The sequence below is a fragment of the Azospirillum sp. A1-3 genome (assembly GCF_023806445.1).
Lineage (GTDB): Bacteria > Pseudomonadota > Alphaproteobacteria > Azospirillales > Azospirillaceae > Azospirillum.
This window is the reverse complement of record NZ_JAMSLU010000004.1, coordinates 206267-225532: the sequence shown is the minus strand read 5'-3', so window position 1 is coordinate 225532 and position 19266 is coordinate 206267. Positions and strand designations below refer to the sequence as shown.

Below are 19266 nucleotides of genomic sequence, written 5' to 3'. Positions count from 1 at the left end.
GGTGAGCGAAGAGCCCAAACGCCGCCTGATCGTCGGTCCTTTCAACCGTGTAGAGGGCGATCTTGAAGTCCGACTTGAGATTTCCGGCACAAGTGTCTCTGCCGCCTATGTGAATTCACCGCTGTTTCGCGGATTCGAGCGCATTCTGGAGGGTCGCGACCCGATGGACGCGCTGGTGGTGGCGCCACGCATCTGCGGCATCTGCTCCGTCTCGCAAAGCCATGCGGCGGCGCTGGCCCTGGCCGGCGTGATGGGGCTGGAGATGCCGCGGAACGGCCTGCTCGCCACCAACCTGATGACGGCGACGGAGAATGTCGCCGACCATCTGACCCATTTCCACCTCTTCTTCATGCCCGACTTCGCCCGGCCCGCCTATGAAGGGCGTCCCTGGTTCGATCAGGCGGAGGCGCGGTTCAAAGCGGCCCAGGGCAGTGCCGTGCGCCGCGCCACTTCGGCGCGGGCGGAGCTGTTCCATGTGCTGGGCATCCTGGGCGGCAAGTGGCCGCACACGCTGACGCTCCAGCCCGGCGGCGTCACGCGGGCGGTGGATGCGCGTGACCGGGTGCGTTTGCTCGCCACCGTCCGCAGTTTCCGCCGCTTCCTGGAAGACAGCCTGTTCGGCGCACCACTGGAGCGCGTGCTGGCTCTTGGCACGCCGGAGGATTTGGAGCGCTGGAGGGTCTCCGGCCCGTCCGGTGACTTCCGCCTGTTCCTGGAGATTGCCGAGGTTCTGGATCTCGCGCATCTCGGCCGCGCCTATGGACGCTTCCTCAGCCACGGCGCCTATCCCGATGCCGGGGGCGGGCATCTCTACCGCTGCGGTACCTTCGCCGACGGGCAGAATGCTCCCTTCGATCCGGATCAGGTGGCGGAGCATCACCGCTTTAGCCAGATGGCCGGGCAAGACCGCCCGCACCCGCCCTTCGCCGGCTCGACCGTGCCGGATGGAATGGACGAAACGGGGTATAGCTGGTGCAAGGCGCCACGCTTGGCCGGCCTGCCCTATGAGACTGGCGCGATCGCCCGGCAGTTGGTGGATGGCCATCCGCTGATCCGGGCACTGGTGGCGCAGGATGGTGGTTCGGTACGCAGCCGCGTCATCGCCCGCCTGCTGGAACTGGCGCGCACCACCGACGCGATGGAAGGCTGGCTGCGCGCCATCGATCCGGCTGCCCCGTGGTGCGTGGCGGCGGAGATGCCGGACAGCGCCCAGGCGGTGGGTTTGACGGAAGCGGCACGGGGAGCCCTGGGACACTGGCTGCGGGTGGAGCGCGGGCGCATCGCCGGCTATCAGATCATCGCCCCGACCACCTGGAACTTCTCACCCCGCGACCTCGACGGCGTGCCCGGTCCGCTGGAGCGGGCCCTGGTCGGCGCCCCGGTACAGGAGGGAGAGCGCACACCGCTGTCGGTGCAGCACATCGTCCGGTCCTTCGACCCCTGCATGGTCTGCACGGTGCACTAAAATCCTAACCTGAACAGTCTCTTGCCCGATGACTCTGAAGCACCATCACAAGGCGGTGGTCAGGAAGCGATGAACGCCGCGTAGGACATGACGCCAACGAACATCAGAAGTGAAACCATGCGTGCCATTTGAACCTCCATCGGACGGGAGATGGTCCGTCCTGTTGGAAGAGATCTAATCCCGCGCAGGTCTGGGATAAACGCACGGATCCTGATTTCACCGTTCGACCAGCACGAACAATCGCCCGTTGCCCTCTGCGGCAACTGTGCAGCCAGAGTGGCAACCAACTTGCCACTTGCCATGCATGCTGTAATGTTGATGTCCACAATCGCTGCTATATCGAGCGATGGGTTCGGAAATATGCAGCCCGATCAATGACCTGACTGAACCACCGCTCCTGGCATGGAACTTGTACGAACGAAGGTTCGGCGGCAGGGCGCCGCACCATCGGACAGAGGCCGGGGCACGGGAATGGATTTGGGGGGGGAGAAAAGAGGTCGCGGGGCGGCGCGGATCCTGGTGTTGGGCATCGGCAACATCCTGTGGGCCGACGAGGGCTTCGGCGTCCGCACGGTGGAGCGCCTGGCCGCCGATTGGCGCTTTCCCGACACCGTCACCCTGATGGATGGCGGGACCCAGGGGCTGTACCTGCTGCCGCATCTGGAGACCGCCGACGCGCTGATCGTGGTCGACGCCATCGACTATGGCCTGCCGCCCGGCACCCGCCGGGTGTTTCATGGCGACGACGTGCCTGCCTTCCTCGGCGCCAAGAAGATGAGCCTGCACCAGACCGGCTTTCAGGAGGTGCTGGCGAGCGCCATGTTCCTCGGCCGCTGCCCGCAAAAGCTGATCCTGGTCGGTGTCCAGCCGGAATGCCTGGAGGATTACGGCGGCGGCCTGACCGACACCGTCGCCGCGCAGGTCGCCCCCACCATCGACGTCATCCTGACTCTTCTGCGCGACGAGTTCGGCGTGGAGGGCACGCCCGTTGCGGCCTCCGCCGACATCGCCGCCCCGGCGATCGCCCGTGACGCCTATGAGGGTGGGCGCCCGAGTGCCGAAGACGCCTGCCGCATCGGCGATCCCCGCATTCTGGCGGCGCTGTCCGCCCCTGAGACCTGAGCGGAGCGCCCGACGATGTGCATCGGCATTCCCCTGCGCCTGACCGGTGTCGACGGCGTCGCTGGCCGGACGGAGGACGGGGCGGTCATCGACCTGTCGCTGGTCCCGGAGGCCAGTCCCGGCGATTGGGTGCTCGGTTTCCTCGGCGCGGCGCGCCGCCTGCTGGAGCCCGATGAGGCTGCCCAGATCCTCGACGCGTTGGCGGCGATGGCCGCAGCGCTGGATGGGGAACGGCTCGACAGCGCCTTCGCCGACCTGACCGACCGCGAACCGACCCTTCCCCCCCACCTGGAGGCGGCCCGCGCGGCCGGCCTGACGGAGGCCTGACGCCCATGACCGACCTTGCCCCGCCGCCCGCCAAGCCGCGGCTGCCCCTGCCGCCGCTGGTTGATCTGCTGACCGATGTCCATGGCTATCTGCGGCTCGACCATGCCGACGACCGGCCCTGGCTGGACGATTCGAGCAAGGATTGGCCGGCCAAGGATTGGGTGGTCTTCCTGCCCGGCCACGGCAAGGGCAATGCCGAGACCGCCGACGTCGCCGTCATCCTGCCGGAGCTGGTCCGCGCCCTGCACCCGCGCCTGTCCCCGGCGGTGGCCGGCGAGGCGGCGGAGCGCGCGATCCTGGCCCTGACCGGCATGATGAGCTTGCCGGCGCTGGTCTTCCTGCGCGGCGACCGGCTGCTGGGCAGCATCCCGCGCGTGCGCGACTGGAACGATTATCTGCAGCGGATCGGTGAGATCCTGGAAGGCACTTCGGAAGGCGGTGCGGCATGAGTTCCCTGTTCGGCATGACCCATCCGCCGGTCGGCTTCGGCCCCGGCAGCCAGCCTGACGCGACCGAAGAGGGGCTGGAATATCTGCCGATGCCGTCAGGCATGCGCGTCTACGAACCGCATGTGCCGGAGATCGCCGATCCCGCCCGCGCCGCCGCCGCCCGCGCCGTGCTGGCCCACATCCACGAGGCGCTCGCCGATTGGTCGGCCGCCGAGGAAATCCGCATCCCGGTTGATGATCTCGATGCCCCGGTGCTGGCCCTGGTCGATGAAGCGCTGGGCGAGGGCGAGGTCGCGGTCAAGGTGGAGCGGGCCGGCGACCGGCTGGAGATTCAGGAGGCGTCGCTGGCCGGCGTCTGGCGTGTGCGTGGCTTCGGTGACGGAACGACGCGCGAAAGCCTGCTGGTCGGCAGCTTCCCACGGGTGGCGCTGAACCGCGCCTTCACCGCCGTTGCACCGGTGGCGGCAGGGCCGGCGCCGGCCGGGCTGATGAACGGCCAGCCGATCCTGACCGAACTGCTGGACCGCAGCGCCGCCTGGCGCCGTGGCGACGCTCCCCATGCGGTGAATTTCAGCCTGCTGCCCCACACGCCCGAAGACCTCAGCTTCATCGAGCAGCGGCTGGGCGTGGGTGCCACCACCATCCTGTCGCGCGGCTACGGCAATTGCCGCGTCACCGCCACCGCGACGCCGAATGTCTGGTGGGTGCGCTATTACAACTCGGTCGACACGCTGATCCTCGACACGGTGGAGATCGTCGACGTGCCGGCGGTGGTCTGCGCAGCGGCGGAGGACATCGCCGACAGCGCCGAACGGCTGGCCGAGATCCTCGACGCGCTGGCGACCGATCTGGAGCGGGTGCGATGAGTGCCGCCGCCTCCCGCTTCGAGGGCTCCTATCTCGGCGACGCCACGCGCATCGGCGCGGCCACCCGGATGGAATGCAAGATCTGCTGGCACGTCTACGACCCGGCGGTGGGCTGCGAGCATTGGCAGGTGCCGCCCGGCACGGGCTTCGCCGCCCTGCCCGACCATTGGCGCTGCCCGGTCTGCGACGGCGCCCGCGACCAGTTCATGGCGCTGGATGGCGAGGCGGTGACGGCCGAAGCGGCTGCGGCGTCCGTCCCGCTGGCGGACGCCGGCCCTGCCCTGCCGACCGAGACCATCGCACGGCTGGAAGCGGCCTTCCGCGAGATCCACACCGCGCAGATGCGCGGCCTGCCCATCGTCAACGACGCGCTGGCGGTGAAGGCCGTGGGATTCCGCCGCCATGGCGAGCGCTGGCTCGGCGCGCTGGTGACGCCCTGGTTCCTCAACATCGTCCTGCTGGCGGGAGACGGCGACGAGTGGTCGGAACTGGTGCCGGGCGCGAAGGAGCTGATCGAGTTCCCGTCCGGCCGTTACGAATTCGTCCATGCCAACCGCAAGGGCGTTGGCGCCTACAAGGCCTGCTCGCTGTTCTCGCCGATGTTCGAGTTCGCCTCCATGCTCCAGGCGACCGAAACGGCCTCGGCGGCTCTGGTCTCCCTCTTCGACCCCTCCATCCGCGAAGACGGCGCCCAGACCGCCGAGATCCGCCGCCGGCGGGAGGAAGAACTGGCACCGCCGCCCGATCCGGCGCCGGCCCAAGTTGAACCGGTGCGCCCGTCCCGCCGGGCGCTGCTCGGCATGGGGTCCGCAGAGGCCGCCGATGCATGAGATGGCGCTCTGCGAAAGCCTGCTCCAGGCGATGGAGGAGGCCGGGCGGGCGAACGGCTTTGCCCGCGTGACCAGGGTCCGGCTGGAGATCGGCCGCTTTGCCGGCGTGGAGGTGGAGGCTCTGCGCTTCGGCTTCGATGTGGTGACGCGGGGTTCGCTGGCCGACGGGGCGGAGTTGGTGGTTCTGGAGGTGCCGGGCAGCGGCTGGTGCTTCGACTGCAACGACACGGTGGATCTGGACGACCGGCTGTCGCCCTGCCCACACTGTGGCGGCAGCCGGCTGCATCCGAACGGCGGCACCGAGATGACGATCAAGGATCTCGAAGTCGAGTGAGGCAGGTCGAATGAAGAAGGATTCTGCGCGATGACCGACCCCGCCCGCCCCGGCATCCTGGTGGTGGATGACGAGCCGCGCTCCGTCGAGGTCATCGCCCGCCTGCTGGATGAGGAGTTCGAGGTCTTCACCGCCCTGTCGGCGGAAGACGCCCTGCGCCTGCTGGAAACCGAGTGGATCCAGGTGGTCTTCTCCGACCAGCGGATGCCGGAGGTCAGCGGCGTGGAGTTCCTGACCCAGGTGCGCGAACGCTGGCCCGACGTGGTGCGCATCGTCATCACCGGCTACATCGACCCCGAGGACATCATCGGCGCCATCAACACCGCCGGCATCCACCAGTTCATCACCAAGCCCTGGCACCCCGACCATCTGCTGCTGACCGCCCGCAACGCGGCGAAGCTGTACCAGCTCCAGCGCGAGCATGACCGGCTGACCAGCGAGTTGAAGCTGCTGCCGCCGCTGGCCGAGACCCGCGTCGCGACCAAGCGGGAGCGGGTGCGCCAGTCCTACCGCTTCGACGGCCTGATCCGTGCCGAAGACAGCCCGGTGGACGAGGTCTGCCGGCAGGCGGAACGGGTGGCCGGCTTCAACGTGCCCGTGCTGGTACTGGGCGAGACCGGCACCGGCAAGGAACTGCTGGCCCGCGCCATCCATTACGGCAGCCCGCGCTCCGACCAGCCCTTCTACTGCGAGAATTGCGGCGCCATCCCGGACGAACTGCTGGAAAGCGAGCTGTTCGGCCACAAGAAGGGCGCCTTCACCGGTGCCCACACCAACCGTGTCGGCTTGCTGGAGCAGGCGGACGGCGGCACCATCTTCCTGGACGAGATCGGCGACATCAGCCCGGCCTTCCAGGTCCGGCTGCTGCGCTTCCTGCAGGAGGGCGAGATCCGGCCGGTGGGGTCCAACGAGACGCGGCGGGTCGATGTCCGCGTGGTCGCCGCCACCCACCGCGACCTGACCGCCGAGGTGAAGGCCGGCCGCTTCCGCGAGGATCTCTATTACCGGCTCAGCACCATGACGCTGACCATGCCGCCGCTGCGCGACCGGCCGGACGACATCCCGGTTCTGGCCCGCCACATCCTGGACCGGCTGTCCGCCGCCCATGGCAAGCCGGTGACCGGCTTCGCCCCCGACACGCTGGCCTGCCTGGAGGCCTATGGCTGGCCCGGCAATGTGCGCGAGTTGCAGAACGAGATCATGCGCATGCTGGTGCTGTGCGAGGGCGAGACGCTGGGCGCCGACCTGCTGTCCGACCCTGTGCTGCGCGGTGCGGCACTGAACGCCCGCCCGGCGTCGCCGGAAGACGGACCGCTGCCGCCGCTCGACCTGATCGGCCAGGGCGGGCCGCTGAAGTCACGGATCGAGCGGGTGGAGGCCGGCATCCTGATGGAAACGCTGGTCCGCTGCCGCTGGAACAAGAGCAAGGCCGCCGACGAGCTCGGCCTGTCGCGCATGGGCCTGCGCGCCAAGCTTGAGCGCTACGGAATCGAGCGCGGGCCGGCGCAGCGGCATTGATACCGCGCTCTCCCAATCACCAAAACCACAAGAACCCCGAGGAGCCGTTCGATATGTCGAAAATCACTCGTCTTGCCGCCATCTCTGCGGCCATCGCGCTTGCCGCCACCCCGGCGCTGGCCCATCCCGGCCACCTCGCCGGGGCCGGCTTCCTCGACGGCGCCGCGCATCCGCTGGGCGGGCTGGACCACCTGATCGCCATGGTCACCGTCGGCGTCTATGGCGCGACCATCGGCGGGCGCGCCGTGCTGGCGGTGCCGGGGGCGTTCCTGGCCGCCATGCTGGCCGGTGGCCTGTTCGCGCTGACCGGCGGCGAGTTGCCGCTGGTCGAGCCGACCATCTACGCCTCCACCGTCGTGCTGGCCCTGCTGTGCGTCATGCCGATGTCGCGCAACGGCGTGATCGGCGCGCTGTTCGCCGCCGGCTTCGGACTGTTCCATGGCTTCGCCCATGGCGCGGAGATGCCGGCCGATGCCGCAGCGCTTGGCTATGCCGCCGGCTTCCTCGCCAGCACCGCCGGGCTGCATGCCATCGGCGTGGCGCTCGGCCTAGCGATTCATCGCCTGATCGGCCGCCCGGAAGAGGATGGACAGACCGCCTGACCCCGCCGGCAACTCTCCTTCCACCCCGGCCGTCGTTCCGGCCGGGGAGTTGCCAGCGGCAGAGGCCCCTGCCCGTTTGTGACCGTTGGTTTGCCCAATGTTCGTACTACGGCACGATTGTTGCCTATGGCCCGCGGAGAAGCGCACCGGATCCTCGCACGCCGGTGCTGCCCGACGGGAGAAAACAAACCGATGGCAACGCTGGAAACCTTCTACGAGGTGATGCGGCGGCAGGGGATCACACGCCGTTCGTTCCTGAAATACTGCTCGCTGACCGCGGCGGCGCTCGGCCTCGGGCCGGAACTGGTGCCGCAGATCGTCCACGCCATGGAGACCAAGCCGCGCACCCCGGTGCTGTGGCTGCACGGGCTGGAATGCACCTGCTGCTCCGAATCCTTCATCCGCTCGGCGCACCCGCTGGTGAAGGACGTGGTGCTGTCGATGATCTCGCTGGATTACGACGACACGCTGATGGCGTCGGCCGGCCACCATGCCGAGGCGATCCTCGATGAGGTGATGGAGAAGTACAAGGGCAACTACATCCTGGCGGTGGAAGGCAATCCGCCGCTGAACCAGGACGGCATGTCCTGCATCATCGGCGGCAAGCCCTTCACCGACCAACTGCGCAAGGTCGCCAAGGACGCCAAGGCGATCATCTCCTGGGGCTCCTGCGCGTCCTTCGGCTGCGTCCAGGCGGCGCGCCCGAATCCGACCCGCGCCACCCCGGTGCATGAGGTCATCACCGACAAGCCGATCATCAAGGTGCCCGGCTGCCCGCCGATCGCCGAGGTGATGACCGGCGTCATCACCTACATGCTGACCTTCGACCGCATTCCGGAGCTGGACCGTCAGGGTCGGCCCAAGATGTTCTACAGCCAGCGCATCCACGACAAATGCTATCGCCGGCCGCATTTCGACGCCGGCCAGTTCGTCGAATCCTTCGACGACGAGGGCGCGCGCAAGGGCTATTGCCTCTACAAGGTCGGCTGCAAGGGCCCGACCACCTACAACGCCTGCTCCACCGTCCGTTGGAACGAGGGCACCAGCTTCCCCATCCAGTCCGGCCACGGCTGCATCGGCTGCTCGGAGGACGGCTTCTGGGACAAGGGGTCCTGGTACGCCCGCCAGTCCGACATCCTCCAGTTCGGGATCGAGGCCAACGCCGACCAGATCGGCACCACCGCCGCCATCGGCGTCGGCAGCATCATCGCCGCCCACGCGGCGGTCAGCGCCCTGAAGCGCGCACAGCACAAGGGAGACGTCTGACCATGGGCATCGTCCAGACCCCGAACGGGTTCTCGCTCGACAATGGCGGCAAGCGCATCGTCGTCGATCCGGTCACCCGCATTGAAGGGCACATGCGTTGCGAGGTGAACGTCGACAGCGACAACATCATCCGCAACGCGGTGTCGACCGGCACGATGTGGCGCGGCCTCGAGGTGATCCTGAAGGGCCGTGACCCGCGCGACGCCTGGGCCTTCGTGGAGCGCATCTGCGGCGTCTGCACCGGCTGTCACGCGCTGACCTCGGTCCGCGCGGTGGAGGATGCGCTGCAGATCCGCATCCCGAAGAACGCCCACCTGATCCGCGAGATCATGGCGAAGACGCTGCAGGTCCATGACCACATCGTCCATTTCTATCACTTGCACGCGCTGGACTGGGTCAACCCGGTCAACGCGCTGAAGGCCGATCCGCAGGCGACCTCGGCGCTCCAGCAGGCGGTATCGCCGCGCCATGCCAAGTCCAGCCCCGGCTATTTCCGCGACGTCCAGACCCGCCTGAAGAAGTTCGTGGAGAGCGGGCAGCTCGGCATCTTCAAGAACGGCTATTGGGACAACCCGGCCTACAAGCTGTCGCCGGAAGCCGACCTGATGGCGGTGACCCATTATCTGGAGGCGCTGGATCTCCAGAAGGACATCGTCAAGATCCACACCATTCTGGGCGGCAAGAACCCGCACCCGAACTACATGGTCGGCGGCGTTCCCTGCGCCATCAACATGGACGGCACCGGATCGTCGGGCGCGCCGCTGAACATGGAGCGGCTGAACTTCATCCGCGCCCGCATCCAGGAAGCGACGGCCTTCGTCGAGAACGTCTATCTGCCGGACGTGCTCGCCATCGCCAGCTTCTACAAGGACTGGCTCTATGGCGGCGGGCTGTCGGCGACCAACGTCATGGACTACGGCGATTACGAGAAGGTGCCGTACGACCATTCGACCTGCCAGCTGCCGGGTGGCGTCATCCTGAATGGCAACTGGAACGAGGTCCACCCCATCGACCCGCGCGACCCGGCCCAGGTGCAGGAGTTCGTCGCCCACAGCTGGTACCATTACGAGGACGAGAGCAAGGGCCTGCACCCGTGGGATGGCGTGACCGAGGCCAAGTTCGAACTCGGCGCCAACACCAAGGGCACCCGCACCGACATCAAGGAGCTGGACGAGGCCGCCAAGTATTCCTGGATCAAGGCCCCGCGCTGGCGCGGCCATGCGGTGGAGGTCGGCCCACTGCCCCGCTACATCCTGGCCTATGCCCAGGGCGTGGGTTACGTGAAGGACCAGATCACCGAATCGCTGGGCGCCTTCAACAAGCTGGCCGGCACGAACTTCACGCCGCAGCAGGCGCTGCCGACCACCATCGGCCGCACGCTGGCCCGCGCGCTGGAATGCCAATACTGCTGCACCATGATGATGGACGACTGGAACGCCCTGATCGCCAACATCAAGGCCGGCGACACCGCCACCGCGAACGTCGAGAAGTGGGACCCGAAGACCTGGCCCAAGGAGGCCAAGGGTGTCGGCACCGTCGCCGCCCCGCGCGGCGGGCTCGGCCACTGGATCAAGATCAAGGACGGCAAGATCGACAATTACCAGTGCGTCGTGCCGACGACCTGGAACGGCAGCCCGCGCGATCCCAAGGGCAACATCGGGGCGTTCGAGGCCTCGCTGCTGAACACGCCGATGGCCCGCCCGGACGAGCCGGTGGAGATCCTGCGCACCCTGCACAGCTTCGACCCGTGCCTCGCCTGCTCCACCCACGTCATGGCGCCGGACGGCGCCGAACTGGCCCGCGTCACCGTGCGCTGACCGGCAACCGAGGAGGATTACGTCATGGCTCCTCTCGACGATGCGAAGCCGGTCGCGACACCGGACGAGGAAGGGACGGCCGCCCCGGCGGCCGGCCGCTTCCTGAAGGCGATCTATGTCTACGAGGTGCCGGTGCGGGTCTGGCACTGGGTCAACGCCCTGGCGATCGTGGTTCTGTCGGTCACCGGCTATTTGATCGCCAACCCGCTGCCGACCATGCCGGGCGAGGCCAGCGCCAATTTCCTGATGGGCTACATCCGCTTCGTCCATTTCGCGGCGGCCTACATCTTCGCCGTCGGCTTCATCGGCCGGATCTATTGGGCCTTCGCCGGCAACCACCATGCCCGGCAGCTGTTCCGCTTCCCCTTCTGGGACCGCCACTGGTGGGGGGAGCTGTTCGTGGAAGCCCGCTGGTACCTGTTCCTGGAGCGCAAGCCGAAGCTCTATGTCGGCCACAACCCACTGGCGCAGTTCGCCATGTTCTGGGCGATCGCCGTCGGCAGCGTCTTCATGATCGTCACCGGTTTCGCGCTCTACAGCGAGGGGGCGGGACAGGGCAGCTGGCAGGACCGGCTGTTCGGCTGGGTCATCCCGCTGTTCGGCCAGAGCATGGACGTCCACACCTGGCACCATCTGGGCATGTGGGCGATCCTGCTGTTCGTGATCGTCCACGTCTATGCCGCAGTGCGCGAGGACATCATGTCCCGCCAGTCGATCATCTCCACCATGATCAGCGGCGTCCGCACCTTCAAGGACACCGAAGCCCCGGCGGACGAGGAGCATGAGCGACCGGTGAAGAAGGTGGCGCGGGCGGGGTGAGTTTGCGCATGCCACCACTCCGCACCCCTTGAAAACCTTGAATTGTTCCGCATACGTTCCCATATCTGGGAGGTTCCGAAACCACGGAGTCTCCCAGATCAGCGCCGCCCCGTCCGGGTGCGGCCGGAGGACGTCATGCCTTACTTTCCGACCATTGAATTGACCCCGCAGGTGAAGATGCTGCTGGCCCGCGGGGCGCTGACGCTGAACCCCGGCCAGTGGGTGCGGGGGGAGAAGGGACGCGGCCGGTTCCTGCGCACCGATCCGCGCACCGGCACCACCTATGTCAGCTGGTTGCGGCCGGGCGACGATTGGGAAACCGCGTCGCAGCGCTTCCACCGCGCCTGCCGCAAGGGCTATATCGGCAAGTATCGTGGCCTGTACGAGTTCGACAAGGCCACCCGGACTGCCGATGCCCCTGCCCGCCGCGAGAAGGTCCGGGCGCCGGTCCAGATGCCGCTGTTCCGCTACAAGGCGAAGGACGCGATCCACGCCTGACCGAGGCTGAGCCCGCCATCGTTGGCGGGTGCCAGCCTCGGCAGCAGCGCCTCCACCTCGGCGACGCGGAAGCCGGCAACCAGTTCCTCCGCCAACACCGCATTCATCAGGCAGCCGCCGGACAGCACCACCCGGCACAGTCCATGCGCGCGCAAGGCCGGCAGCGTCCAGTCCACCAGCGCCGCGGCCAGCGTGCCGTGGAACAGCTCCGCCCCCTCCGCCGCGTCGGTTACGGACAGCAGACGCTCCAGCAGGGGTGTGAGGTCAAGCTCGCCGTTCTCGATCCGCCACGTGCCCTCCGCCACGCGCGGCCGGCGCACCAGGGATTCCAGCGCCATCGGCGCCTCGCCCTCGAAGCCCGCCACGGCGCGGACGCCGAGCAACCCGCAGGCGGCATCGAATAAGCGCCCGCAGGAACTGGTCAGCGGCGCGTTGATGCCACGCTCGATCATCCGCCGCACCCCCTCGGCCGGACCGTGGCCACCGAAGCGGGGAACGATCTCGTCGGCACGGCCCATGCGGACCAGGGCGGATGCCGCCATTCGCCAGGGCTGGCGGGCCGCGACGTCGCCACCGGGTTGGGCCAGCGGAGCGAGGCTGCCGAGCCGCTCGGCCCGCAGCCCGTCGACCAGCAGCATCTCGCCCCCCCAGGAGCCGCCATCCTCGCCCAGCCCGAACCCGTCGAGCGCGAGGCCCAATGCCGGCCCTTCCACCCGGTGTTCGGCCATCACTGCCGCGACATGGGCGTGGTGGTGCTGGACTGCGATCGCCGGCAGGCCGGTTCGCTCGGCGAAGCGGGTGGACTGGAAATCCGGGTGCCTGTCATGGGCGACCGCCACCGGCTCGACACCCAGGATGTGCAGCAGATGGGCGACCGTCTCCTCCAGGAAGCCCAGCGTCGCGGCATTGTCGAGGTCGCCGATGTGCTGGGACAGGAAGGCCTCGTCGCCGCGGGTGACGCAGACCGTCGCCTTCAGGTGGCCGCCGACCGCCAGGATCGGCGGTACGGGGCGGGCCAGCCGCATCGGCTCCGGCACATGGCCGCGGCCCCGGCGCAGGAAGGCGGGGGCGCCGGCCAGCTTGCGCACCACGCTGTCGTCGGCGCGGATGATGATGTCACGATCGTGATCGACGACCAGATCGGCGATGCCGTCCAGCCTCTCCCGCGCCTCGTCGTTGCCGATGGCCAGCGGCTCGCCTCCGGGATTGGCGGAGGTCATGACCAGCGTCAGCTCCTGCGGCTCGCCCAGCCAGCCGGCGCCGTCGGGGCGACCGGCGGCCTCGTGGAACAGCAGGTAATGCAGCGGCGTGTAGGGCAGCATGACGCCCAACCAAGCCAGACCGGGGGCGATGTCGGGCGCCAGTTCCGGTGCGTCCTCCCGCCGCTGCAGCAGGACGATGGGGCGCGCCACGCCTTCCAGCACTGCGCGTTCGTCGGCATCCATGCGGACATGGCGGCCGGCGGAGTCCGCATTGGCGACCATCAGGGCAAAGGGCTTGCCGTTGCGCTGCTTGACCCGCCGCAGCCGCTCCACCGCATCCGTCCGCGTGGCGTCACAGGCAAGATGGAAGCCGCCCAGCCCCTTGATGGCAACGATCTTGCCATCCCGCAGGGCGGCCAGGATATCCTCCGGCGGGTGAGACAGCCGGGGGCCGCAAGCCGGACAAGCGGTCGGTTGTGCATGGAAGCGGCGGTCGGCCGGGTCCTGGTACTCCGACAGGCAGCCGGGACAAAGTGTAAAACCGGCCATCGCCGTCTGTGGCCGGTCATAAGGAAGCCGCCGCGTGATGGTATAGCGCGGGCCGCAATGGGTGCAATTCAGGAAGGCGTAGCGATAACGACGGTCGGCCGGATCGAACAGTTCGGCGAGGCAGGCCGGGCAAACCGTGGCGTCCGGCCCGATGCCGGTGGCGACGGCGCCCGCTGACTCGCTGTGGTGAATGGAAAAGGAGTCCTCGCCGGGGAGCGGAGCGATGGTCTCGCACTGCACGGCGTCGATGCGGGCCAGCGGTGGCGCCTCCGCCGTCAGGGCCGCGGCCAGATCGGCGGCGGCGGTGCCCTGCACCTCGATCAGCACGCCCTGCGGGTCGTTCAGAATCCAGCCGGTCAGGCCGAACCGACGGGCGAGTGCATGGACATGCGGGCGGAACCCCACCCCCTGCACCCGTCCCCGCACGCGGATGCGCAACCGGTTCTCAACGCCTGTCATCGGCTTTCCCGAATGGTCTTCGGCTGAGCCGAACCCCTTTACTCTAACCGCCTGCCGTCTCCCGGCGAAACTTGGATTCGCCTGTTCGCAACGATCCTGCCTGCGGCCGGTTGACAGGGGGACATGCGGAACCGGAACGGAGACGCCGTCATGAGCGCAAGCAAGCACGACAAGACCGACAAGCCCACCGACGCCGACCTGAAGAACAACCCGCAGATCGGCGGGACCAAAGGCGCCCGCGCCGCCGGGATGACGCCGGACGACATGGATCTGGCCCAGGGAGAAAGCACCTTCGAGGGCGACGTCGAGAACCAGACCAATGACAAGGGCGGGGTCGACAAGCCTTTCCGTGACACCGCCCCGCTGAAGCCGCGGCAGGCCTAGCGGAACGGTCTTTCGAAAACGACGGGGGCGGCGCTCGCAGGGGCGGCGCCCCTTGTGATTCGCGTCTGATACCTGTCAAGCCAGGATCGGCAGGGTTGCCGCGCCTGCGGCAATCTGTTACGTCTGCGGCATGCTGCACCGCGTCACGCCGCCTTGACGGCCTGCTCACCGCATTGACCTGAAGCCCGACGGCCCTTTTCCGGGCCGGCCGCCGCTTCGCAGCCATTCCATTCTTCCGATTCCAATTCCCACGATACGACACGCCGCCCAGCCTGTGCCGGCTCCGGCGTCGGCCGTCTTCGTGCGCCTCAAGCTTGCGAGACCCATGACCATCGATTTGCAACGGCTCCGTCAGGAGTGGTTCGGCAACACGCGCGGCGACCTGCTGTCCGGGCTTGTCGTCGCCCTTGCCCTGATCCCGGAGGCCATCGCCTTCTCCATCATCGCCGGCGTCGATCCGAAGATCGGACTTTACGCCTCCTTCGCCATCGCGATGACCATCGCCATCGTCGGCGGCCGGCCGGGCATGATCTCCGCCGCCACGGCCGCCACCGCCGTGCTGATGGTCACGCTGGTCAAGGACCACGGGCTGCAATATCTGCTGGCCGCCACCGTGCTGGCCGGAGTGCTGCAGATCGGCGCCGGATTCCTGCGGCTGGGCGCGCTGATGCGCTTCGTGTCGAAATCGGTGATGACCGGCTTCGTCAACGCGCTCGCCATCCTGATCTTCCTGGCCCAGCTGCCGGAGCTGGTGGGCGTGCCAAGCGTCACCTATGCGCTGGTCGCGGCCGGACTGGCGATCATCTACCTGCTGCCGCGTCTGACCAAAGCGGTGCCGTCGGCCCTGGTCAGCATCCTGGTGCTGACGGCGGTCACCATCGGCTTCGGCATCGACGTGCGCACCGTCGGCGACATGGGCGAACTGCCCAGCACCCTGCCGGTCTTCCTGCTGCCCGACATTCCGCTGACGCTGGAAACGCTGCGCATCATTCTGCCCTATTCCGCCGGCATCGCCGTGGTCGGGCTGCTGGAATCGCTGATGACCGCCGCCATCGTCGACGACATGACCGACACCGGCAGCGACAAGAACCGCGAATGCGTCGGCCAGGGCGTCGCCAACATGGTCTCCGGCTTTCTCGGCGGCATGGCCGGCTGCGCGATGATCGGCCAGTCGGTCATCAACGTGAAGTCGGGTGGCCGGGGCCGGCTGTCGACCTTCTGCGCCGGGCTGTTCCTGCTGTTCCTGATCGTCGTGCTGGGCGACTGGGTAAAGCGCATCCCAATGGCCGCCCTGGTGGCGGTGATGATCATGGTGTCGGTCGGCACCTTCAACTGGCGGTCGCTGCAAACGCTGGTGACGCACCCGCGCAGCTCCAGCGCGGTCATGCTGGCGACCGTGATCGGCGTGGTCTTCACCCACAATCTTGCCGTCGGCGTGCTGATCGGTGTTCTGCTGTCCGGCATCTTCTTCGCCGGCAAGGTCGCCCGGCTGTTTCGTGTCACCTCCGCCCTGTCGGAGGATGGGCTTACCCGGACCTATCTGGTGGAGGGACAGCTGTTCTTCGCGTCGGCCGACGATTTCTCGGCCGCCTTCGATGTACGGGAGAAGCTGGATACCATCGTCATCGACGTGTCCCGCGCCCACATCTGGGACATCTCCAGCGTCGCGGCGCTCGACGGCGTGGTGCTGAAGTTCCGCCGCGCCGGGGCGGAGGTGCGGCTGGTCGGCCTGAATGCGGCGAGCGAAACCATCGTCGACCGGCTGGCGATCCACGACAAGCCGGGCGCGGAGGAACGGGTGATGGCACACTGACGAACTTTTGCCGGCGGCCTTTTACCAGGGGTTGCCCATCGGTTGACATCATTCTTGCCCAGGTGCGGCCGCGCGCCCGAAAGTCGATAGACTTTTGAGCAGGCGGGCGCCGGCGCAACGGCCGCACAATATTCCTGTTGACTGATATGGCGGGGTTGCCGCCCCGCCCGCGGCTTTTTCCGACGGCGATTTACCCGACGGCAGCATGCAGGAGGCAGGATGTCACCCGATCCGCGGCTGTTGTCGGTCGCCACGGCGTTGCCGCCCCACCGGTTCGAACAGGCGGAGACGCTGACCGTCGCCCGCTCGGTGTTCGCCCATCGCCTGCGCGATTTCGACCGGCTGGCCCCCGTCTTCGCCAACACCGGCATCCGCACCCGCCACGCCGCCTGCCCACTGTCCTGGTATCTGGAGCCGCACGGTTGGGCCGAGCGCGCCGCCGTATTCGAACGGGTGGCGCTGGACCTGCTGGAACAGGCGGCGGGCAAGGCGCTGTCCGCCGCCGGCCTGGACCCCACCGACGTGGACGCCATCGTCTGCGCCACCACCACCGGCATCGCCACCCCCAGCCTGGAGGCGCTGCTGCTCGACCGCATGAGCTTCCGGCCCGACACGGTGCGGCTTCCGGTCTTCGGGCTGGGCTGCGCCGGCGGGGCGCTGGGGCTGGCACGCGCCGGCATGATGGCGCGCGCCATGCCCGGCCGCACCGTGCTGTTCCTGGTGGTCGAGCTGTGCACCCTGTCGCACCGGCCGGAAGAGGCCACCGCCACCAATGTCGTCGCCAGCGCGCTGTTCGCCGACGGTGCCGCCGCCGCCCTGCTGCGGACCTCGGCGACCGATGACGACACCTCAGGTCCGCGCTTCGTCGACAGCGCCGAGCACACTTGGCCCGGCACGCGGCGGATCATGGGCTGGCGTATCGAGGACGAGGGCTTCGGCGTCGTCTTCAGCCAGGACATCCCCCGCCTGATCCGCGAAAGGCTTCCCCCGGTGATCGACCGCTTCCTGACCGGTCGCGGCATGTCCCGCGCCGATCTGGCCGGGGTGATCTGCCACACCGGCGGCGCCAAGGTCCTGCAGGCGCTGACCGAGGTGCTGGATCCCGCCATCGCCGGCATGGAGGACTCCTGGGCGGTGCTGGGCGACTGCGGCAACATGTCGGCCGCCAGCGTGATGTTCGTTCTGGACCGGCGGATGCGCAGCGGGGCGGCCGGACCGCATCTGATGCTGGCGCTCGGCCCCGGCTTCACCGCCGGCCTCACCCTGCTGGATCTGTGAGCATGGACGCAATCGGCTGGCCGCAGATCATCCTGGTGGCGGTGGCGGCGCAACGGCTGCTGGAGTTGGTGATCGCCCGCCGCAACACCGCACGCCTGCTGGCCGAGGGCGCGCGGGAGGTTGGGGCGGCGCATTACCCGCTGTTCGTCGCGCTGCATGCCGGGTGGCTGCTGGCGTTGTTCGTCATGGTGCCGGCCGACGCGCCGGTGAATGGCTGGCTGCTGGCGCTGTTCCTGCTGCTCCAGGCCGGACGGGTGTGGGTGATCGCGACGCTCGGCCGCTTCTGGACGACGCGGATCATCACGCTGGACGGCGCCCCTCTGGTCCGGCGCGGCCCCTTCCGTTGGGTCCGCCACCCCAACTACCTCGTGGTGGCGGGGGAGCTTGCGGTGCTGCCGCTGGTTTTCGGCGAGGTCTGGATCGCCGTTGCCGCCACGCTGCTGAACATCCCGCTGACCCTGCACCGCATCCGAGTGGAAGAGGGGGCGCTGAGCGGACGGGACGGAACCGGGGGCGGTGCAAGGAGTTGGACAGGATGGAGCGGCAGACGTCCAACCCCCCGGCCAACCCCTGACCGCTCCTGAGGCGCAATAAGAACAGGAACCCCGCCATGCAACCGACCAATGGCCTCCCCCACTCTCCCGTCGTCTGCATCACCGGCGCATCCGCCGGGGTCGGTCGCGCCACCGCGCTTGCCTTCGCCGCCTACCGCCAAGCCTCCATCGGCTTGATCGCCCGTTCGTCCGACGCGCTGGAGGAGGTGAAGGCGGAGGTCGAACGGCTGGGCGGGCGGGCGCTGGTCCTGCCGCTGGACGTCGCCGATCCCGATGCGCTGGATGCCGCCGCCGACCGGGTGGAGGAGGCCTTCGGGCCCATCGACGCCTGGATCAATGTGGCGATGGTGACGGTCTTCGGCCCGGTCCATGCCGTGACACCGAATGAGTTGAAGCGGGTGACCGAGGTGACCTATCTCGGCTCCGCCTACGGCATCCAGACGGCGTTGCGCCGGATGCGGCCGCGCAATGCCGGCACGATCCTGCAGGTGGGCTCGGCGCTGGCCTACCGGTCGATTCCGCTGCAGTCGGCCTATTGCGCGGCCAAGCATGCGATCACCGGCTTCATCGACAGCCTGCATTCCGAACTGATCCACGAGGACAGCGGCGTCAGGCTGACCACCGTGCATCTGCCGGCGGTCAACACGCCGCAATTCGACTGGGCACGCAGCCACATGCCCCGCCGCGCGCGGCCGATGGGCACCATCTTTCAGCCGGAGGACATCGCCCGCGCCATCCTGCATGCCGCCGAGAATCCCCGCCGCGAATATTGGCTGGGTTGGTCGGCGATGCAGGCGATCCTGGGCAACTTCCTGGCGCCGGGCTTCGCCGACCGCTACCTCGCCAACAACGCGGTGGACGGACAGATGACGGAGGAGCGCGAGACGCCCGGCCGGCCCGACAATTTGTTCCACCCCGTCGACGGGCTGCACCGCACCCGTGGGCGTTTCGGCCTGCCGCACAACACATTGCGGTTGGAGGCACCAAGCGCCGCCGCCCGCGGCGTCGCGGTGGCGGCCGGCTTTCTGCTGGCCGGCGGGCTGGGCTTCGCCATGAGCCGGATGACCCCGCGCCTGCGCTAGGCGACGGACCATCGACGCGAAACGGGCCGGCC

Annotated in this window: 19 protein-coding genes; 18 read left to right on the top strand and 1 reads right to left on the bottom strand. The window is 68.3% G+C overall.

Features of this window, described 5'->3' with window-relative positions; translation table 11 throughout:
• Position 1 precedes the first annotated feature (1 nt).
• The 13 genes from M5E06_RS22430 (at position 2) to M5E06_RS22370 (ending at position 11913) form a co-directional block, all read left to right on the top strand.
• The gene (locus M5E06_RS22430; protein ID WP_252140083.1) at positions 2-1465 is read left to right on the top strand and encodes a nickel-dependent hydrogenase large subunit; all 1464 of its coding nucleotides are present in this window, start codon (positions 2-4) and stop codon (positions 1463-1465) included.
• Between the two features lie 471 nt (positions 1466-1936).
• Positions 1937-2587 carry a HyaD/HybD family hydrogenase maturation endopeptidase gene (locus M5E06_RS22425; protein ID WP_252140082.1) on the top strand — a complete coding sequence of 217 codons (651 nt, stop codon included), beginning with the start codon at positions 1937-1939 and terminating at the stop codon, positions 2585-2587.
• A gap of 15 nt (positions 2588-2602) precedes the next feature.
• Complete coding sequence (locus M5E06_RS22420) at positions 2603-2914, top strand: HypC/HybG/HupF family hydrogenase formation chaperone (protein WP_252140081.1); 312 nt, start codon at positions 2603-2605, stop codon at positions 2912-2914.
• Positions 2915-2919: 5 nt separating this feature from the next.
• A complete protein-coding gene (locus tag M5E06_RS22415; protein ID WP_252140080.1) occupies positions 2920-3363 on the top strand; it encodes a thioredoxin domain-containing protein in 444 nt (147 codons plus the stop codon).
• On the top strand, positions 3360-4229 hold the full coding sequence (locus M5E06_RS22410) for a hydrogenase expression/formation protein (RefSeq protein WP_252140079.1): 870 nt from the start codon (positions 3360-3362) through the stop codon (positions 4227-4229). Before M5E06_RS22415 ends, M5E06_RS22410 begins: the two co-directional genes overlap by 4 nt.
• Positions 4226-5059, top strand: a complete 834-nt coding sequence (locus M5E06_RS22405) for a [NiFe]-hydrogenase assembly chaperone HybE (RefSeq protein WP_252140078.1) — start codon at positions 4226-4228, stop codon at positions 5057-5059. The genes M5E06_RS22410 and M5E06_RS22405 overlap by 4 nt, the downstream gene beginning before the upstream one ends.
• Positions 5052-5393 carry a hydrogenase maturation nickel metallochaperone HypA gene (hypA, locus tag M5E06_RS22400; RefSeq protein ID WP_252140077.1) on the top strand — a complete coding sequence of 114 codons (342 nt, stop codon included), beginning with the start codon at positions 5052-5054 and terminating at the stop codon, positions 5391-5393. The genes M5E06_RS22405 and hypA overlap by 8 nt, the downstream gene beginning before the upstream one ends.
• A gap of 30 nt (positions 5394-5423) precedes the next feature.
• On the top strand, positions 5424-6911 hold the full coding sequence (locus tag M5E06_RS22395) for a sigma-54-dependent transcriptional regulator (RefSeq protein WP_252140076.1): 1488 nt from the start codon (positions 5424-5426) through the stop codon (positions 6909-6911).
• Positions 6912-6964: 53 nt separating this feature from the next.
• Entirely contained in the window at positions 6965-7513 is a 549-nt protein-coding gene (locus M5E06_RS22390; protein WP_252140075.1) for a HupE/UreJ family protein, read from the top strand.
• Between the two features lie 192 nt (positions 7514-7705).
• Positions 7706-8779 carry a hydrogenase small subunit gene (locus M5E06_RS22385; protein ID WP_174469319.1) on the top strand — a complete coding sequence of 358 codons (1074 nt, stop codon included), beginning with the start codon at positions 7706-7708 and terminating at the stop codon, positions 8777-8779.
• A gap of 2 nt (positions 8780-8781) precedes the next feature.
• Positions 8782-10596: a nickel-dependent hydrogenase large subunit gene (locus M5E06_RS22380; RefSeq protein ID WP_252140074.1), complete on the top strand. Its 1815-nt coding sequence runs from the start codon at positions 8782-8784 to the stop codon at positions 10594-10596.
• Between the two features lie 24 nt (positions 10597-10620).
• Positions 10621-11415 (top strand): Ni/Fe-hydrogenase, b-type cytochrome subunit, encoded by a 795-nt coding sequence (gene cybH, locus M5E06_RS22375; protein ID WP_252140073.1) that lies wholly within the window; start codon positions 10621-10623, stop codon positions 11413-11415.
• 135 nt (positions 11416-11550) lie between these two features.
• Positions 11551-11913, top strand: coding sequence for a hypothetical protein (locus tag M5E06_RS22370; protein WP_109151996.1), 363 nt, complete (start codon positions 11551-11553; stop codon positions 11911-11913).
• Here M5E06_RS22370 and hypF read toward each other — a convergent pair.
• On the bottom strand, positions 11883-14123 hold the full coding sequence (gene hypF, locus M5E06_RS22365; RefSeq protein WP_252140072.1) for a carbamoyltransferase HypF: 2241 nt from the start codon (positions 14121-14123) through the stop codon (positions 11883-11885). The genes M5E06_RS22370 and hypF overlap by 31 nt on opposite strands.
• 150 nt (positions 14124-14273) lie before the next feature.
• Between hypF and M5E06_RS22360 the strand changes: the two genes are divergently transcribed.
• From M5E06_RS22360 to M5E06_RS22340, 5 genes are all read left to right on the top strand, one after another.
• Entirely contained in the window at positions 14274-14507 is a 234-nt protein-coding gene (locus tag M5E06_RS22360) for a hypothetical protein (protein WP_109151998.1), read from the top strand.
• Positions 14508-14832: 325 nt separating this feature from the next.
• Positions 14833-16320, top strand: a complete 1488-nt coding sequence (locus tag M5E06_RS22355) for a SulP family inorganic anion transporter (RefSeq protein WP_252140071.1) — start codon at positions 14833-14835, stop codon at positions 16318-16320.
• Between the two features lie 219 nt (positions 16321-16539).
• On the top strand, positions 16540-17598 hold the full coding sequence (locus tag M5E06_RS22350) for a type III polyketide synthase (protein ID WP_252140070.1): 1059 nt from the start codon (positions 16540-16542) through the stop codon (positions 17596-17598).
• Positions 17599-17600: 2 nt separating this feature from the next.
• Positions 17601-18182 (top strand): isoprenylcysteine carboxyl methyltransferase family protein, encoded by a 582-nt coding sequence (locus M5E06_RS22345; RefSeq protein WP_252140069.1) that lies wholly within the window; start codon positions 17601-17603, stop codon positions 18180-18182.
• Positions 18183-18208: 26 nt separating this feature from the next.
• A complete protein-coding gene (locus M5E06_RS22340; protein WP_252140068.1) occupies positions 18209-19234 on the top strand; it encodes an SDR family oxidoreductase in 1026 nt (341 codons plus the stop codon).
• Positions 19235-19266: the final 32 nt, after the last annotated feature.

Bases quoted from the DNA above. Each gene is read 5' to 3' on its own strand.
- M5E06_RS22425 (WP_252140082.1), top strand. From the start codon at position 1,937: ATGGATTTGGGGGGGGAGAAAAGAGGTCGCGGGGCGGCGCGGATCCTG.
- M5E06_RS22420 (WP_252140081.1), top strand. From the start codon at position 2,603: ATGTGCATCGGCATTCCCCTGCGCCTGACCGGTGTCGACGGCGTCGCT.
- M5E06_RS22415 (WP_252140080.1), top strand. From the start codon at position 2,920: ATGACCGACCTTGCCCCGCCGCCCGCCAAGCCGCGGCTGCCCCTGCCG.
- M5E06_RS22410 (WP_252140079.1), top strand. From the start codon at position 3,360: ATGAGTTCCCTGTTCGGCATGACCCATCCGCCGGTCGGCTTCGGCCCC.
- M5E06_RS22405 (WP_252140078.1), top strand. From the start codon at position 4,226: ATGAGTGCCGCCGCCTCCCGCTTCGAGGGCTCCTATCTCGGCGACGCC.
- hypA (WP_252140077.1), top strand. From the start codon at position 5,052: ATGCATGAGATGGCGCTCTGCGAAAGCCTGCTCCAGGCGATGGAGGAG.
- M5E06_RS22395 (WP_252140076.1), top strand. From the start codon at position 5,424: ATGACCGACCCCGCCCGCCCCGGCATCCTGGTGGTGGATGACGAGCCG.
- M5E06_RS22390 (WP_252140075.1), top strand. From the start codon at position 6,965: ATGTCGAAAATCACTCGTCTTGCCGCCATCTCTGCGGCCATCGCGCTT.
- M5E06_RS22385 (WP_174469319.1), top strand. From the start codon at position 7,706: ATGGCAACGCTGGAAACCTTCTACGAGGTGATGCGGCGGCAGGGGATC.
- M5E06_RS22380 (WP_252140074.1), top strand. From the start codon at position 8,782: ATGGGCATCGTCCAGACCCCGAACGGGTTCTCGCTCGACAATGGCGGC.
- cybH (WP_252140073.1), top strand. From the start codon at position 10,621: ATGGCTCCTCTCGACGATGCGAAGCCGGTCGCGACACCGGACGAGGAA.
- M5E06_RS22370 (WP_109151996.1), top strand. From the start codon at position 11,551: ATGCCTTACTTTCCGACCATTGAATTGACCCCGCAGGTGAAGATGCTG.
- hypF (WP_252140072.1), bottom strand. From the start codon at position 14,123: ATGACAGGCGTTGAGAACCGGTTGCGCATCCGCGTGCGGGGACGGGTG.
- M5E06_RS22360 (WP_109151998.1), top strand. From the start codon at position 14,274: ATGAGCGCAAGCAAGCACGACAAGACCGACAAGCCCACCGACGCCGAC.
- M5E06_RS22355 (WP_252140071.1), top strand. From the start codon at position 14,833: ATGACCATCGATTTGCAACGGCTCCGTCAGGAGTGGTTCGGCAACACG.
- M5E06_RS22350 (WP_252140070.1), top strand. From the start codon at position 16,540: ATGTCACCCGATCCGCGGCTGTTGTCGGTCGCCACGGCGTTGCCGCCC.
- M5E06_RS22345 (WP_252140069.1), top strand. From the start codon at position 17,601: ATGGACGCAATCGGCTGGCCGCAGATCATCCTGGTGGCGGTGGCGGCG.
- M5E06_RS22340 (WP_252140068.1), top strand. From the start codon at position 18,209: ATGCAACCGACCAATGGCCTCCCCCACTCTCCCGTCGTCTGCATCACC.